At 49.8% G+C, this 13807-nt stretch carries 16 protein-coding genes and 1 other annotated feature; of the genes, 15 read left to right on the forward strand and 1 reads right to left on the reverse strand.

Annotated elements, in window-relative coordinates; translation table 11 throughout:
• Nucleotides 1-169 precede the first annotated feature (169 nt).
• Nucleotides 170-411: a binding site (T-box leader), on the forward strand.
• 79 nt (nt 412-490) lie between these two features.
• The 15 genes from B2633_RS01235 (at nt 491) to B2633_RS01305 (ending at nt 12530) form a co-directional block, all read left to right on the forward strand.
• On the forward strand, nt 491-1954 hold the full coding sequence (locus tag B2633_RS01235) for an anthranilate synthase component I family protein (RefSeq protein WP_483168723.1): 1464 nt from the start codon (nt 491-493) through the stop codon (nt 1952-1954).
• The gene (locus tag B2633_RS01240; RefSeq protein WP_483168725.1) at nt 1951-2517 is read left to right on the forward strand and encodes an anthranilate synthase component II; all 567 of its coding nucleotides are present in this window, start codon (nt 1951-1953) and stop codon (nt 2515-2517) included. The genes B2633_RS01235 and B2633_RS01240 overlap by 4 nt, the downstream gene beginning before the upstream one ends.
• 12 nt (nt 2518-2529) lie before the next feature.
• Nucleotides 2530-3549, forward strand: coding sequence for an anthranilate phosphoribosyltransferase (gene trpD / locus B2633_RS01245; RefSeq protein WP_483168726.1), 1020 nt, complete (start codon nt 2530-2532; stop codon nt 3547-3549).
• Complete coding sequence (gene trpC, locus B2633_RS01250; RefSeq protein WP_483168727.1) at nt 3546-4331, forward strand: indole-3-glycerol phosphate synthase TrpC; 786 nt, start codon at nt 3546-3548, stop codon at nt 4329-4331. The genes trpD and trpC overlap by 4 nt, the downstream gene beginning before the upstream one ends.
• Complete coding sequence (locus tag B2633_RS01255; protein ID WP_483168728.1) at nt 4328-4942, forward strand: phosphoribosylanthranilate isomerase; 615 nt, start codon at nt 4328-4330, stop codon at nt 4940-4942. The genes trpC and B2633_RS01255 overlap by 4 nt, the downstream gene beginning before the upstream one ends.
• A gap of 18 nt (nt 4943-4960) precedes the next feature.
• A complete protein-coding gene (aroF, locus tag B2633_RS01260; protein WP_483168730.1) occupies nt 4961-6007 on the forward strand; it encodes a 3-deoxy-7-phosphoheptulonate synthase in 1047 nt (348 codons plus the stop codon).
• A 164-nt stretch (nt 6008-6171) separates the two neighbouring features.
• A complete protein-coding gene (locus B2633_RS01265) occupies nt 6172-6957 on the forward strand; it encodes a hypothetical protein (protein WP_483168732.1) in 786 nt (261 codons plus the stop codon).
• 4 nt (nt 6958-6961) lie between these two features.
• Nucleotides 6962-7414, forward strand: coding sequence for a hypothetical protein (locus B2633_RS01270; protein ID WP_483168734.1), 453 nt, complete (start codon nt 6962-6964; stop codon nt 7412-7414).
• A 381-nt stretch (nt 7415-7795) separates the two neighbouring features.
• A complete protein-coding gene (locus B2633_RS01275; protein ID WP_483168735.1) occupies nt 7796-8062 on the forward strand; it encodes a DUF5320 domain-containing protein in 267 nt (88 codons plus the stop codon).
• Nucleotides 8063-8123: 61 nt separating this feature from the next.
• Complete coding sequence (locus B2633_RS01280; RefSeq protein ID WP_483168736.1) at nt 8124-8510, forward strand: DUF134 domain-containing protein; 387 nt, start codon at nt 8124-8126, stop codon at nt 8508-8510.
• Nucleotides 8507-8875 carry a NifB/NifX family molybdenum-iron cluster-binding protein gene (locus B2633_RS01285; protein ID WP_483168737.1) on the forward strand — a complete coding sequence of 123 codons (369 nt, stop codon included), beginning with the start codon at nt 8507-8509 and terminating at the stop codon, nt 8873-8875. The genes B2633_RS01280 and B2633_RS01285 overlap by 4 nt, the downstream gene beginning before the upstream one ends.
• 1 nt (nt 8876) lies before the next feature.
• The gene (locus B2633_RS01290) at nt 8877-9719 is read left to right on the forward strand and encodes a nucleotide-binding protein (RefSeq protein ID WP_481038883.1); all 843 of its coding nucleotides are present in this window, start codon (nt 8877-8879) and stop codon (nt 9717-9719) included.
• Nucleotides 9716-10585, forward strand: a complete 870-nt coding sequence (locus tag B2633_RS01295; protein ID WP_483168739.1) for an ATP-binding protein — start codon at nt 9716-9718, stop codon at nt 10583-10585. The genes B2633_RS01290 and B2633_RS01295 overlap by 4 nt, the downstream gene beginning before the upstream one ends.
• Before the next feature lie 58 nt (nt 10586-10643).
• Entirely contained in the window at nt 10644-11843 is a 1200-nt protein-coding gene (locus B2633_RS01300) for an iron-sulfur cluster carrier protein MrpORP (RefSeq protein ID WP_483168740.1), read from the forward strand.
• 159 nt (nt 11844-12002) lie between these two features.
• The gene (locus tag B2633_RS01305; RefSeq protein ID WP_483168742.1) at nt 12003-12530 is read left to right on the forward strand and encodes a gamma carbonic anhydrase family protein; all 528 of its coding nucleotides are present in this window, start codon (nt 12003-12005) and stop codon (nt 12528-12530) included.
• 116 nt (nt 12531-12646) lie between these two features.
• Here B2633_RS01305 and B2633_RS01310 read toward each other — a convergent pair whose 3' ends face one another.
• On the reverse strand, nt 12647-13771 hold the full coding sequence (locus tag B2633_RS01310; RefSeq protein ID WP_483168743.1) for a M24 family metallopeptidase: 1125 nt from the start codon (nt 13769-13771) through the stop codon (nt 12647-12649).
• Nucleotides 13772-13807: the final 36 nt, after the last annotated feature.

Consider the following 13807-nt stretch of genomic DNA (forward strand, 5'->3'; position numbering starts at 1 on the left):
GGTCAGGCGAAATTCTGCCTTAAACAGGGCAGCAGTATTATTCCCTGCCTGGCAGCGTGTATTTTTCCTGGTATGGGTTTCAAAACCGTCCCGCTTGCCAAACCCAAATATAATCCAAATCATTGACGCAATAACAGATAGATGATAAAATCTGTTTATTCACGACAAGCATAAACCGATGAGCAAGAGAAGTAGGTTTAAGAAAGCGTTACAGAGAGCCGCTGCCGGTGGAAATGCGGTATGCCGGAATATACTGAATGGACTTGCGAGGGCGGCTCGAAACGATGGGAGTAGACGCCGACGGGAACCCTGTCCGTTATCAGTGGGGTGCATATGATGGTATGCAAAATGAGCGGGCGATTTATCGCCAATCAGGGTGGCACCGCAGAAGTTTGAGCTTTTGTCCCTTTTAGGGATAAGAGCTTTTTTTATGCCTTGGCCCAGCCTGTTTTTGACCTGGATGTTCAAACCATGAAATGAGGTGAAGCTGATGATCAGACCTGACTTGGAGAGTGTTCAGTCTCTGGCCGGTGAATACAGTATTATCCCGATTTGCCGGGAAATCTACGCGGATGTTATTACTCCAATTGCATTGCTCAGAAAAGTCTCCGGCATAAGCAAGCGCTATTTCCTGTTGGAGAGTATAGAAGGAGGTGAAAAATGGGGACGTTATTCTTTTGTGGGCTTCGACCCGGTAATGAGGGTGTCCTGTAAAGAAAACGCGGTTATTATCGAGAACAATGGCGAGTTTAGAGAAATCAAGACCGATCATCCTTATGAGGTATTACGGGTGATTCAGCAGGGCTACCGATCTCCCCGGATTCCCGATATGCCGCCTTTTACCGGGGGATTCGTGGGCTATTGGGCTTACGCCATGATCGCTTACGCGGAGCCCAGCTTGTCAATTAAGCGGGGCGACTGCAACGATTTTGATCTTATGCTCTTTGACAAGGTAGTGGCCTATGATCATCTCAAGCAGAAAATCTGTATTGTCGTCAATGTAAGGACCGATAATTTGCTGGAGAATTACGGCCGGGCTGTTGCAGAATTAGAGGCAATTGCCAGTCTGACCTGTGCCGAGCAAAAGCTTCCCCGGCAAAAGAGTGAGAGAAAAGTTAACTTTACCTGCAATGTCAGCAAAAGTGAGTACTGCGCTATGGTGGAGCGGGCCAAAACATACATTTATGAGGGGGATATCTTCCAGGCCGTTATTTCCCGGCGGTTTTCAGCTCCTTACCACAGCAGCCTGCTCAACGCCTACCGGGTTCTGCGCACCACCAATCCATCGCCATACATGGTCTACCTGTATGTGGACGGCGATGAAATAATGAGCACTTCCCCCGAAACCCTGGTGCGGCTGCAAAATGGGCGGCTTACTACTTTCCCGGTAGCAGGTTCCCGGCCCCGGGGAAGAACCGCAGCAGAGGACAAGCGCCTGGAAAACGAGCTGCTGGCTGATGAAAAAGAACTGGCGGAACATAATATGCTGGTTGACCTGGGCCGCAACGATCTGGGCAAAATATCACAGTTTTCCTCAGTCCAGCTTACAGATTATTTGGCGGTGCACCGCTACTCAACCATCATGCATATCTGCTCACAGGTAGAGAGCAATATCCTGCCCGGGTATGACGGATTCAAGGCCATTGAAGCCGTATTGCCGGCCGGAACCCTGTCCGGGGCGCCCAAAATCAGAGCCTGCCAGATAATAGAAGAATTAGAAGCTGAACCGCGGGGCATATACGGGGGTGCGCTGGGATATATCGATTTCAGCGGAAATATGGATACCTGTATCGCCATCCGCATGGCCGTTAAGAAAGGCAACCTGGTCTATGTGCAGGCGGGCGGAGGGATTGTGGCTGACAGCATACCTGAGAAGGAGTATGAAGAATCGGGCCATAAAGCCCTGGCGGTGATTAACGCCATACGCCAGGCAGCGGAGGTTGATGAGCTATGATTTTGCTGATAGACAACTACGACAGCTTCTCCTATAACCTGGTGCAGCTGGCCGGCGGCATCAATCCGGATATCAGGGTAATCCGCAATGACGAATTGACCGTATCTGAGGTCGATAACCTGAACCCTTCTCATCTCATACTTTCTCCCGGCCCTGGCTACCCCGTGGATGCCGGCATCTGCGAAGACGTGATCCGCTGTCTGGCGGCAAGAATCCCTATTCTGGGGGTTTGCCTGGGACATCAAGCTATTTGCGAAGTCTACGGAGCCAAAATTACTCATGCCAAACGCTTGATGCACGGCAAGAAGAGCACCATCATTCTGGACAACAGCTGTTTGCTCTTCCAAGGCCTTCCCCGGCAAATTGAGGCGGGGCGCTATCATTCGCTGGCAGCACAGGAAAAGACGGTTGACAGCCCTTTGCAGGTGATCGCGACAGATGAGGCCGGTGAGGTTATGGCCGTAAAGCACCGGGAATATCCGCTTTACGGAGTTCAGTTTCACCCAGAATCCATCCTGACTCCACTGGGGCATGTAATCTTAGACAACTTTTTAAGAATATAGGAGGAGAATAACATGATGAAAAACGCCATCCAAACAGTGATAAACGGCGGGGATCTTGATTTTGCCACAGCCAAATCAGTCATGCACGCCATCATGGACGGCACTGCCAGCCAGGCCCAAATTGGCGCTATTCTGACCGGCTTGAGGATGAAGGGCGAAACTGTCGAGGAAATCACCGCCTGTGCTACCGTGATGCGTGAGAAAGGACTGAGAATAAACCCGGTGCGCAATTGCATCGATATAGTCGGGACCGGCGGGGACGGCACCAATACTTTTAACATATCCACCACTTCCGCCTTTGTGGCTGCGGCGGGGGGTGTACCGGTGGCAAAGCACGGCAACCGCGGGGTATCCAGCCAGAGCGGTGCGGCCGATGTTCTGGAGTGCCTGGGGATAAACCTCAACCTGACGCCCGAACAGAGTGAGGAAGTACTAAAAAGCTGCAACATCTGCTTCATGTTTGCCCAGCTCTATCATACCTCGATGAAATATGCCGCACCGGTCCGTAAAGAAATGGGGGTTCGCACCATTTTCAACGTATTGGGCCCCCTGGCCAACCCGGCCGGAGCCACCATGCAGCTGATGGGGGTGTACGACCGCAAGCTGGTTGAACCCCTGGCTCAAGTCCTTTCCAATCTTGGTGTAATCAGGGGGCTGGTAGTGAGCGGACAAGAAGGGATGGATGAAGCCACCCTGACCGGCGAGACCCATGTATGTGAAATAAGGTATGGAACGTTGACTCAATATGAGATTACCCCGGAACAATTCGGATTAAAGCGCTGCGCACTGAATGATTTGGCGGGTGGCAGCCCGGCAGAAAATGCGCGGATTACCACCGATATCCTAACCGGCAGGGAAGGAGGACCCAGGCGCGATGTGGTGGTCTTGAACTCGGCCATGGCTTTGTACCTGGGCATCGACAACTGCAGCGTAGCGGACTGCATTAATATGGCCGAAAACATTATCGACAGCGGAAAAGCCGCGGAGAAACTGGACGAATTTCGACGCCTGACCAGGCAGGTGGCGCCATGATTTTGGATGCCATCGCGGCTGCGGCCAGAGAGAGAATCGAGGGCAAGAAAGCGGCGCTGCCCCTGGAAAAGGTTAAACAGGAAGTTATGAAAATCAATAGGCCAACCGGTTTTCCTTTTGAAAAAGCCCTGCAGCAGCGGGATATCGGTTTTATCTGTGAAGTCAAAAAGGCTTCGCCGTCCCGGGGGGTGATTGCGGCTGATTTTCCATATTTACAGATTGCCAGAGACTATGAGGCGGCTGGGGCAGACGCCATTTCCGTTCTTACGGAACCGCAGTTCTTTTTGGGCCGGGACGACTATTTAGCGCAGATAAAGGATGCGGTTTCCATCCCGCTGCTTCGCAAAGATTTCGTCATTGACGCTTATCAAGTCTTTGAAGCCAAAGTTCTGGGCGCCGCAGCGGTTCTTCTTATCATGAGCCTTATGGATGTGAAGACCGCACGAGAATACCTGTCTATCTGTGATGAACTCGGCCTGTCCGCCCTGGTAGAAGTCCATGATGAATGGGAAGTTGAGGCTGCTTTAGCCGCCGGATCCCGGGTTATCGGGGTAAACAACCGCAATCTTCAGGATTTTAGCGTAGATATCAACAACAGTGTCAGGCTGCGCAGCCTGGTGCCCAAAGAGATCCTCTTCGTGGCGGAAAGTGGAATAAAAACTGCTGCTGATGTGGCAATGATGCGGGAGGTCAAAGTCAACGCCGTCCTGATTGGGGAAACGCTCATGCGCAGTCCCGATAAGCAAGCCGTTTTAACAGAATTGCGGGGTCAGGGCCGATGACCAGAATAAAAATATGCGGTTTGACCCGGCGGGAAGACATAGAGTCTGTAAACCGCTGGCTGCCGGACTACATCGGGTTCGTGTTCTGCCCTAGCAGGAGGCAGGTGACAGCGGAACAGGCCGGCCGGCTGAAAGCCGCTCTTGATAGCCGCATTAAGGCAGTGGGAGTTTTTGTCAATGCCCCGGTGGGCTCAATAGTAAATCTCTGCACAAGTCGAGTCATAGACCTGGTTCAGCTGCATGGGGATGAAAATGAAGGCTATGTGGAGGAGCTCAAGCATAAGATAGACTGCCCGCTGATCAAGGCGGTACGGGTACAGAGCCCGGCGCAGGTGCTGCAGGCCGAGCAACTGCCCTGTGATCTGCTCTTGCTGGATGCTTACCAAAAAGACCAATACGGAGGCAGCGGGAAATCATTCGATTACGCCATGATTCCTGCTCTAAAAAAGCCGTTCATTCTGGCCGGTGGATTGGAAGGGAGCAGCATTATACAGGCCATCGGCAGGTGCCGTCCTTATGGTGTTGATGTCAGCAGCGGGGTGGAGACCGACGGCGTGAAAGACGACGTGAAAATCAAAGCTATCATCCGCAATGTCAGAAATTTTAGATAACAATCAGGAGGCAGGTAAATGATATTTGTATTAAAACCTGAGGTGCCTCAAGAAATCATTGAGCGTTTTCAACGGCACATCGAGTCAGGCGGTTTCCAAACATTCTTAAGTACTGGCACCGAGCATACGGTGGTCTGTTTGATCGGCAACACGGCGGCCATAGACATGGATGCGGTGGTTCAAAACCATGACTTTATAGATTATGGCAAACGCGTGACTGAGCCGTATAAAGCTGTAAACAGGAGCGTACATCCGGAAGACACCATGATAAATATCGGCGGCGCAATCATTGGCGAGGGCATGTTTCAAATTATAGCGGGACCATGCTCGGTAGAGAGTGAAGCCCAGATTATCGAAGTGGCCAGATCGGTCAAGGCCAGCGGCGCAGCCATGTTGAGGGGCGGCGCCTTTAAACCTCGCACCTCACCGTATTCCTTCACGGGGCTGCATGAGGAAGGGCTGCGCCTCCTGCTCAAGGCCAAAAAAGAGACCGGGCTGCCGGTTGTGACTGAAATAATGAATCAGACCCAGCTGCCTTTATTCGAAGAAATCGATGTTATCCAGGTTGGGGCCCGGAATATGCAGAATTTCGATTTGCTGAGAGCGGTAGGACGGTTTAATAAGCCGGTGCTGCTGAAGAGAGGGCTGGCCAATACCCTGGAAGAGCTTTTGATGAGCGCAGAATATATACTATCAGCGGGAAACAGTCAGGTTATCCTTTGTGAGCGAGGAATTCGCACCTTCGAGACCGCCACCCGAAACACATTGGATTTGTCGGCTATTCCACTGCTGAAAAAGAAATCCCATCTTCCGGTTATTGTGGACCCCAGCCATGCGGCAGGTATAAGGGGTCTGGTAGCCCCTCTGGCTAGGGCTGCGGTCGCGGCAGGGGCTGACGGCTTGATGATTGAGACCCACAACGATCCGGCCCGGGCCCTGTGCGATGGCGCCCAATCTCTCGATCTGCTTCAATTTGGCGAATTAATGAAGGACTTAAAACGCCGCATCGCTTTTGAGGGAAAAACCGGCGGTGCTTCGTTGATGAAAACAGGCCGTACTATATAGTCTTGGATCATGCTGAAACTTGTGGCTGTATCCTGAAGAAAATGTAAGTTTTGTGATTGCCGGACTTTTCATCCTTGACCCCAATTGGATTGTGCATATCTGAGCAGGAAATGTTACAAAATAGGAATATTGGAACTCTGTACTATTTGGCAAGAGGACCTTATATGAACCAACCTGCAAACCAGATTATTCGCCGTCCCAAAATTAATATGACCTCCTACAGTCTAAATAGTTTTCACCTCAGGAAACCCTGGGTTATCGCCTGGTGGTCATTGACCTTCCCCGGATTCGGGCATATGGCCTGCGGAAGCATGGCCAAAGGGATCTTCGTATTTGCTGGAGAAGCCATTATAAACCAAATGGCACACATTAACCTGGCCATTTTATATAGCTTTACCGGTGAATTCGCAAAAGCCAAAGAAGTCCTGGATACGCAATGGATGCTGCTGTACTGCGGAATACTGGTTTTCTCTATTTGGGATAGTTATCGTCTCGCTGTAGAGTTCAACAAGTTTTCTGTATTAGCTGACAGGGAAAACGCCAGAATTACTCCTGTTAATCTTGGCGTGGTATCGATGAACGGTCTGGAGAAAAGAAATCCCCGGGTGGCTATGGCATGGTCTTTGTTGATCCCGGGTATTGGCCAGCTGCATACTGCCGAAACGATAAAAGCGGTATTTCTCATGGCGGTGTCAGCTGCTGTCATTGTTAAATCCAATGCCCTGATCGCTGTCGGTTACACTGCGGTCGGCGATTTTCAACAGGCCAAAACCGTCCTGGACTGGCAGCTATTTATTAATATCCCTTCATTCTATGGTTTTGCCGCCTGGGATGCTTATGTTAATGCCATTGAAATCAATAAGCTTTTTGATATGGAACAGGCCCAGTACTGGCGCAGCCAGTTTCAAAATGCTGCCGCCAGGAAGCCGCTGCCCAGGCAAGGAGGCTGAAGTCTTGTTTATCGTCGCTTCATTTAACTACTCACTGTACACCGAGCTGGCTGTTACAGAACTGCTGGAAAAAGGCTTAAAGAACGAGCAGATATTAGCCTTTCCGATGGAACTGAGCGAAGAACCCCGGGAGATTTTTGACACTATTCACCATTCCGATGGTATCAGCATGACCGATGCAGGGTTTATCCTGGGTACTGCTTTTATGACGCTTGGTGTCATATACGGCTTTATATGGGAATGGGGTCCCATCATTTGGGGCCTTATAGGTTTAGCAGCCGGTTTTTTGCTGGGATGCCTGCTGGACTACCTGTGGGGAAAAATGAAGCGATTTACATGCCGGTCCAAAGCAATCACAGAAGTCATTATTATGGTTGATTGTCAGGAGAATCAGGTGGAGATGGTTAAGAAGACCTTGCGGGGGCATCTCGCTTTAGGAATGTCCATGATACCGTAGCAATCTGCAGAAGGTCAACATAGTGGACTTCGGTATTGCCAAAAAAGTTAAATAGGAGACAGTAGATGTTTGCAGTAAAGGTTTTATCCGGCAACGCTGTTTCAGGCCTCAAGTCAATACTGAATTTAGCGGTTATAATATTTGCTTATTCACTTTAAACTGTTTAAAAGGCAGTTAAAATTTCTGTAATCCAAGCTGTTTTCAAGCAGTACATTTTGCATAACAAAAAGCCCATAAGTGCCGGCAATGCAGGAAAATGATTCCATAAATTGTCGGCCTATTTATTGCAATGCACTTCTAAAGTTATTGACATATGTCATTAACCGGTTCATAATGTAATTGTAAGCGACATATGTCATAAACCAAAAGGAGGTGTGTGTTATGCCGGGAGGAGACAGAACCGGCCCGATGGGACTTGGAGCGAAGACAAGCAGAGGCTTGGGCCTATGTAGTGGGGCGAAAGCTGTGGAAGGCGGTCCCGCCTTGGGAAAAGGATTGGGATGTAGGCGCGGCCTGCGTCAGCGCACGGGCAGACGATTGAATTGTAGTTATATTGCGGCAAAGAACTATAAAGAACTGCTGCAGGAACAAAAATGTGTTCTGCAAAACCGGTTAGAAGCTATTGATAGGTATATGGAGACCATGTAGCGAGCAGCGGGAATACCAGAGGAAACTCTGGTTAATTCCTGCGTTAATCGAGGTGAATGATATGCCAAGACCGCGGAAATGGAGAAAAGTATGTTGTCTGCCGCAAAGCAATCGCTTTGGGCCTCTGGACTGCACGGCCAAGGCGGCGGGATTTATTAATATGGGTGTGGACGAGTATGAGACCATCAGGCTTATCGACTTGGAAGGATTAACCCAGGAAGAATGCGCCGGCCAGATGAATATTGCCCGCACCACCGTTCAGGGTATTTACAATGAAGCCAGAAAGAAACTGGCGGATTCACTGGTGAATGGCAAGGTTTTGTTTATCGGGGGCGGGGAATACCGCTTATGCGACGGTTTGGGCGAGGCTTGCGGAAGGGGCGGCTGCCACAGACACCGCTGTGGCAAAGGGTTTGTCAGTGTTGATAGCGAGGAGGAAAGCCAATGAAAATTGCCATACCGGTAGAAGACCAATGCATCCCTGCCAGTGTTTGCGCTTCCTTTGGACGTGCTCCATATTTTTTGATCTATGATACTGAGGATCAAGAAAGCCGTTTTGTCGGCAATCAGGCAGCGTCAAGCCAAGGTGGCGCCGGGATAAAGGCAGCTCAGGCAATAGTCGACAGCCGTATCCAGGCTTTGCTTACCCCGCGCTGCGGCGAAAACGCCGCCGAGGTAATTAGAGCGGCCGGTATCAAGATATATAAGACTGCGGGTACCTCTGTGACAAGCAATATCAATGACTTTAATAACGGCAGACTTGAGGAATTGACCGAAATCCATTCCGGATTTCACGGCCGTGGAGGCGAATAGCATGAAGATTGCTGTGCTAAGCGGCAAAGGCGGCACAGGCAAAACCCTGCTGTCAGTCAATCTGGCTGCGGCAGCGGAATCATCCACCTATATTGATTGCGATGTAGAAGAACCTAATGGTCTGTTGTTTTTCAAGCCTCAAGTTCTTGAAACTGAAGACATTGCGGTTAAGGTTCCTTCAGCAAAAGGGCGAATTTGCATCGGATGCCGCATCTGTGTTGATTTCTGTAAGTTCAATGCCCTGGCGCATGTCAACGGCAGATTGAAAGTGTTCGAAAATATTTGCCATTCTTGCGGGGGATGTCTCTTACTCTGCCCGGAGCATATCCTGACGGAAAAAGACAAGGTTATCGGCAAAGTCCTGAGGGGTATTGCGGATAATGTTGCCGTCCATACCGGGGTGTTAAATATCGGCGAACCATCTGGAATCCCTATTATCAAGAGGATGTTGAGCAATAGTGAGCTCGTGCACACCGATCCTATATTCATCGACTGCCCGCCCGGCAGCGCCTGTACCGTCATGGAAAGCATCAAAGAGGCGGATTATTGCATCCTGGTGGCAGAGCCCACATTATTCGGCGTTCACAACTTAAATATGGTGTATGAGCTGGTAAAGCTGTTCGGTAAACCGCATGGGGCGGTCTTAAATAAATGCCTGGAAACTGTAAATCCTTCGGAAATATTCTGCGAAGATAAAAACATTTCCATATTAGGCAAGCTTCCCTTCGATCGGGAACTTGCCACACTAAATTCCAACGCCCTGATAGCGGCTAGAGTCAGTGCCAAGTATCGGGCTCTGTTCTCATCATTGCTGCGGATAGTGAAGAGGGAGGCTGCGCTATGAAACAGCTCTTAATCCTTAGCGGGAAAGGGGGTACGGGCAAGACTACCATCGCCGGCGCGTTTATCAAGCTGTCCGCTGCCAGAGCTTATGCCGACTGCGATGTTGACGCACCCAATTTACATCTGGTCATGCATCACCCTTCTGAACCCGAAAGAAGCGATTACTGCGGATTGCCCAAAGCAGTCATTGATGCAGGTCTGTGTATTCGCTGCGACCTGTGCCGGCTGCATTGCCGCTTTGATGCCATAATCGCTGAAGCGGATTACAGAGTGGACCATTACGCCTGCGAAGGCTGCGGAGTTTGTCAGGTGCTCTGCCCATACGGGGCAGTATCGCTCCGGCCGGCAGTGGCCGGAGAACTGAGGCTGTATCAAAATGACGCCTTATTTTCCACCGCCCAGCTTAGAATGGGAAACGGCGCCTCAGGGAAACTGGTCACCGAGGTGAAAAAGCAGTTAAACTCGGCCGGAGTGGATACTGAACTGGCGATTATCGACGGTTCTCCAGGCATTGGATGTCCGGTAATCGCTTCCATGAGCGGGGTCGATATGGTATTGATTGTTGCTGAACCATCATTGTCGGGCATCAGCGATCTGGAACGCATTATTAAAACAGCTTGGGCTTTCCGAACCAAAATGATGGTCTGTGTAAACAAATACGATCAAAATTTGACTAGAACCGAATTTATTGAAAACTATTGCGAAAATACCAATATTCCTTTTGCCGGGCGGATACCGTTTGATGCCGACGCGGCCGAGGCAATAAATACCGGCCAGACCATTGTGGATGTGGACTGCATATCCGGGCGCGCTGTTAAGAGGGTTTATGAGGAGACGATGAGACTGCTCTTTCAAGGCAGTGATTAAATAAAAAACAATATTCAGCCCCAGCAACTTACTAAATTGATGTAAAGGAGTAGATTTAATGAGCGAGAATTGTGATCAGAATTGCGGAAGCTGCAGTGATGAATGTGCCGAGAGGAAAGAACCCGGAACCAACTTTTTGGAGCAGCCCCATGAACTCAGCCATATCAGAAAAGTGATTGGAGTGGTCAGCGGAAAAGGAGGGGTAGGGAAATCCCTGGTTACCTCCATGCTGGCGGCTTGTATGAACCGGAAAGGTTTTAAAACCGCCATACTGGATGCCGATGTAACCGGGCCATCTATACCTAAGGCTTTCGGCATTAAAGAGAAAGCAAGCAGCAATGCCCTGGGCCTGTTGCCAGCCAAAAGCAAGGCCGGAATTGAGATCATGTCTATAAATATGCTGCTGAATGATGAAACCGACCCGGTAGTCTGGAGGGGGCCCATGCTGGCCGGGGCGGTAAAACAATTCTGGACCGATGTGATCTGGTATGATGTCGATTTTATGTTCATCGATATGCCCCCCGGTACCAGCGATGTGCCGCTCACAGTGTTTCAATCCATAGCAGTGGACGGCATTATAATCGTAACTTCACCCCAGGAGCTGGTCTCAATGATCGTATCCAAAGCAGTCAAGATGGCTGAAATGATGAAAATACCCATTATCGGTCTGGTGGAAAACATGTCATATTTCACCTGTCCCGATAATGGTAAGGATTATAAGATTTTCGGCGACAGCCATATCGACGAGATTGCCAGGCAGCATCATCTGAAAGTCCTGGCCAAGCTGCCCATTGATCCAGAGATTTCGGCAGCCTGCGACCAGGGCACGATTGAATTATATGATGCTAAATGGCTGGAAGCTGCGGCAAGAGAATTAGCGGAATTGGAGGGAAGAAAAATGCTAAAAATCGCGGTGGCGAGTGAAAATGGCAAGGTTACGGAGCACTTTGGGCACTGTGAGAGTTTTATGATTTTCGATACTGAGAACAACCAGATCATCGCTTCCGAAACCATCGCCAACCCCGGGCACCGGCCGGGATTTCTGCCCAACTTTCTGAATGACAGAGGGGTCAATGTAATTATCTCCGGGGGCATAGGCAGTGGAGCCATAGATATATTCAATGAAAAAGGGATACAAGTAATCGTAGGGGCTGGCGGTGACGCCAGAGCTGCGGTGACAGCGTATCTCCAAGGCGATTTGATTTCTACCGGATCGGTATGCCAGGAACACCAGCATCATGATGGATGCGGCCATTAACTCAATTATCCTGTAGCACAAAAGCTCTGTTGCCTGAGTGGTGTGCCGCTCGACGATGTGATCGAAGGCAAATCTGTAATTTACTTGATAATTCCAACTCATGTGGGTGGAGGAAAATACCTTTAACACAATATACGGTGAAGATGCGGAGGTTTTTAGATGATCTATGCTTTTAATGGCTACACCCCGGAGATAGGGGAAGGTACTTATGTAAGTGAAACTGCCATCGTTATAGGCAACGTTAAAATAGGCGATAGATGTTATATCGGGCATGGAGCCATATTGCGCGGTGATTATGGCCGGATTGAGATCGGATCGGAAACGGCGGTGGAGGAAGGGGTTATCATTCATGTGGCGCCGGATTTGATAAGCAGGGTCGGAAACCAGGTTACATTCGGTCATGGGGCCATAGTCCATTCCGAAGTTATTGGCGATTGGGCCGTTATCGGCATGGGTGCGGTAGTCAGTATCGGAGCCCGCATAGGTATTGGGGCCATCGTGGCCGAGGGAGCGGTTGTTAAGATGAATCAGATAATTCCGGATAAAGTGATGGTGGCCGGCAACCCGGCCAGGACCATACGGGAAATAAAAGAGAAAGATCTTAAACTATGGACCTGGGGCAAACAGCTCTATGTTGATCTGGCCGAAAAATACTTGCGGGTAGGAATGCAGAGGATTCATAATTAATCCCCCCGGATTAGAGTACAAATCCCAAAGGAAAACCGGCAAAGATATTCATACCTTTCCCGGTCAATAGAAATAGCTCTTAAGGAGATTCAATTGTTATTGACAGGTTTACCGATTTATTTGCGCACTAATTCGCGCGGATAATTAGTTAATACTACAGGTTCGGCAGTTCCCACTGCAACCGTGTCTTCGATGCGAATACCCCACGAACCGCAGTATAAGCCGCAGTTACCGACAGCAATAACGGTATTGGTCTGCAACGGATCCGGCGCTTTTTCCCCATGGAAGAAGGCATGACCGGGCGGCAGCGGAGCTTCTTCGAAATCGATGCCGGTACCGTGGATAGCCGGTCCAAAAATGTGGTCCTTATGACCGGCCGCTTTGTAAATATCGTGCATGGCGTTCTCCAGTTCGACCATACCGACACCATTACTGCACTTGGCGATGGCTGCCAGTAAGCCCTGCAGGTAGAGGTCATAGACCTCTTGTTGAATTGTGCTTGGTGTACCCGCACATACCATCCGGCAAAGATCAGCACTATAATTGTTGACTATGGGATGAATATCGATCATCACCAAATCACCTGATTCAATACGTCTGTTGCTAGGCAGGCCGTGGGCTATGTTGGTCCGTGGACCCGCCGCCACATAGCTGCGCCAAAAACCTTCCGCTCCGTGACGACGCATGGCGTATTCAGCTGCACCAGCCACTTCACTTTCAGTAACCCCAGCCGCAACCGCATCGATGGCTGCCTGCATACCGATATCAGCCACCCGGGCTGCTTCCTTCATCAACTCGATCTCAGCTGCTTCTTTTACCAAACGCAATTGTGACAACAGATGAGTGGCATCTTTTGCCGCCACTTGCTCTGGCTTGGCGTGAGGGTGGGTGAGCATACCCTGCATTGACATGGTCAGAAAAGTGTTTTCAATACCCATGGAACCTTTGGAAATCCCGAATTCTTTAAAATAATGGGCGATAGAGTGAATCATGCCGACTTCATCTTCAAAACCGACTATCTTATCGAATGCTGCCGTTTTGGCTACATCCTCGATATCGGTGGAGGGAACCCCGAGCGCTACTTCACCTCTGGACGTTATCATAGCGTAAGAGCATAGCCGGCCGTCTCCAGTCAGGTAAAACATATTGGAAGGCTTGGTCAGCAATAAAACATCCAGATCATGTTTTGTCATAAGTTCGGCACATTTTTTCACCCTGGCAGAATGAATACTATCAGCCATAACAAGTCCTCCTTATCTCTCCGGTATGATGTATAA

This window comes from Syntrophomonas sp. UBA1041 (assembly GCF_002316705.1).
Classification (GTDB): domain Bacteria; phylum Bacillota; class Syntrophomonadia; order Syntrophomonadales; family Syntrophomonadaceae; genus DTU019.

Coding starts and splice junctions, on each gene's coding strand:
- B2633_RS01310 (WP_483168743.1), bottom strand. CDS start 13,771: ATGGCTGATAGTATTCATTCTGCCAGGGTGAAAAAATGTGCCGAACTT.
- B2633_RS01255 (WP_483168728.1), top strand. CDS start 4,328: ATGACCAGAATAAAAATATGCGGTTTGACCCGGCGGGAAGACATAGAG.
- B2633_RS01235 (WP_483168723.1), top strand. CDS start 491: ATGATCAGACCTGACTTGGAGAGTGTTCAGTCTCTGGCCGGTGAATAC.
- B2633_RS01300 (WP_483168740.1), top strand. CDS start 10,644: ATGAGCGAGAATTGTGATCAGAATTGCGGAAGCTGCAGTGATGAATGT.
- B2633_RS01280 (WP_483168736.1), top strand. CDS start 8,124: ATGCCAAGACCGCGGAAATGGAGAAAAGTATGTTGTCTGCCGCAAAGC.
- aroF (WP_483168730.1), top strand. CDS start 4,961: ATGATATTTGTATTAAAACCTGAGGTGCCTCAAGAAATCATTGAGCGT.
- trpD (WP_483168726.1), top strand. CDS start 2,530: ATGATGAAAAACGCCATCCAAACAGTGATAAACGGCGGGGATCTTGAT.
- B2633_RS01265 (WP_483168732.1), top strand. CDS start 6,172: ATGAACCAACCTGCAAACCAGATTATTCGCCGTCCCAAAATTAATATG.
- B2633_RS01285 (WP_483168737.1), top strand. CDS start 8,507: ATGAAAATTGCCATACCGGTAGAAGACCAATGCATCCCTGCCAGTGTT.
- B2633_RS01295 (WP_483168739.1), top strand. CDS start 9,716: ATGAAACAGCTCTTAATCCTTAGCGGGAAAGGGGGTACGGGCAAGACT.
- B2633_RS01290 (WP_481038883.1), top strand. CDS start 8,877: ATGAAGATTGCTGTGCTAAGCGGCAAAGGCGGCACAGGCAAAACCCTG.
- B2633_RS01240 (WP_483168725.1), top strand. CDS start 1,951: ATGATTTTGCTGATAGACAACTACGACAGCTTCTCCTATAACCTGGTG.
- trpC (WP_483168727.1), top strand. CDS start 3,546: ATGATTTTGGATGCCATCGCGGCTGCGGCCAGAGAGAGAATCGAGGGC.
- B2633_RS01305 (WP_483168742.1), top strand. CDS start 12,003: ATGATCTATGCTTTTAATGGCTACACCCCGGAGATAGGGGAAGGTACT.
- B2633_RS01275 (WP_483168735.1), top strand. CDS start 7,796: ATGCCGGGAGGAGACAGAACCGGCCCGATGGGACTTGGAGCGAAGACA.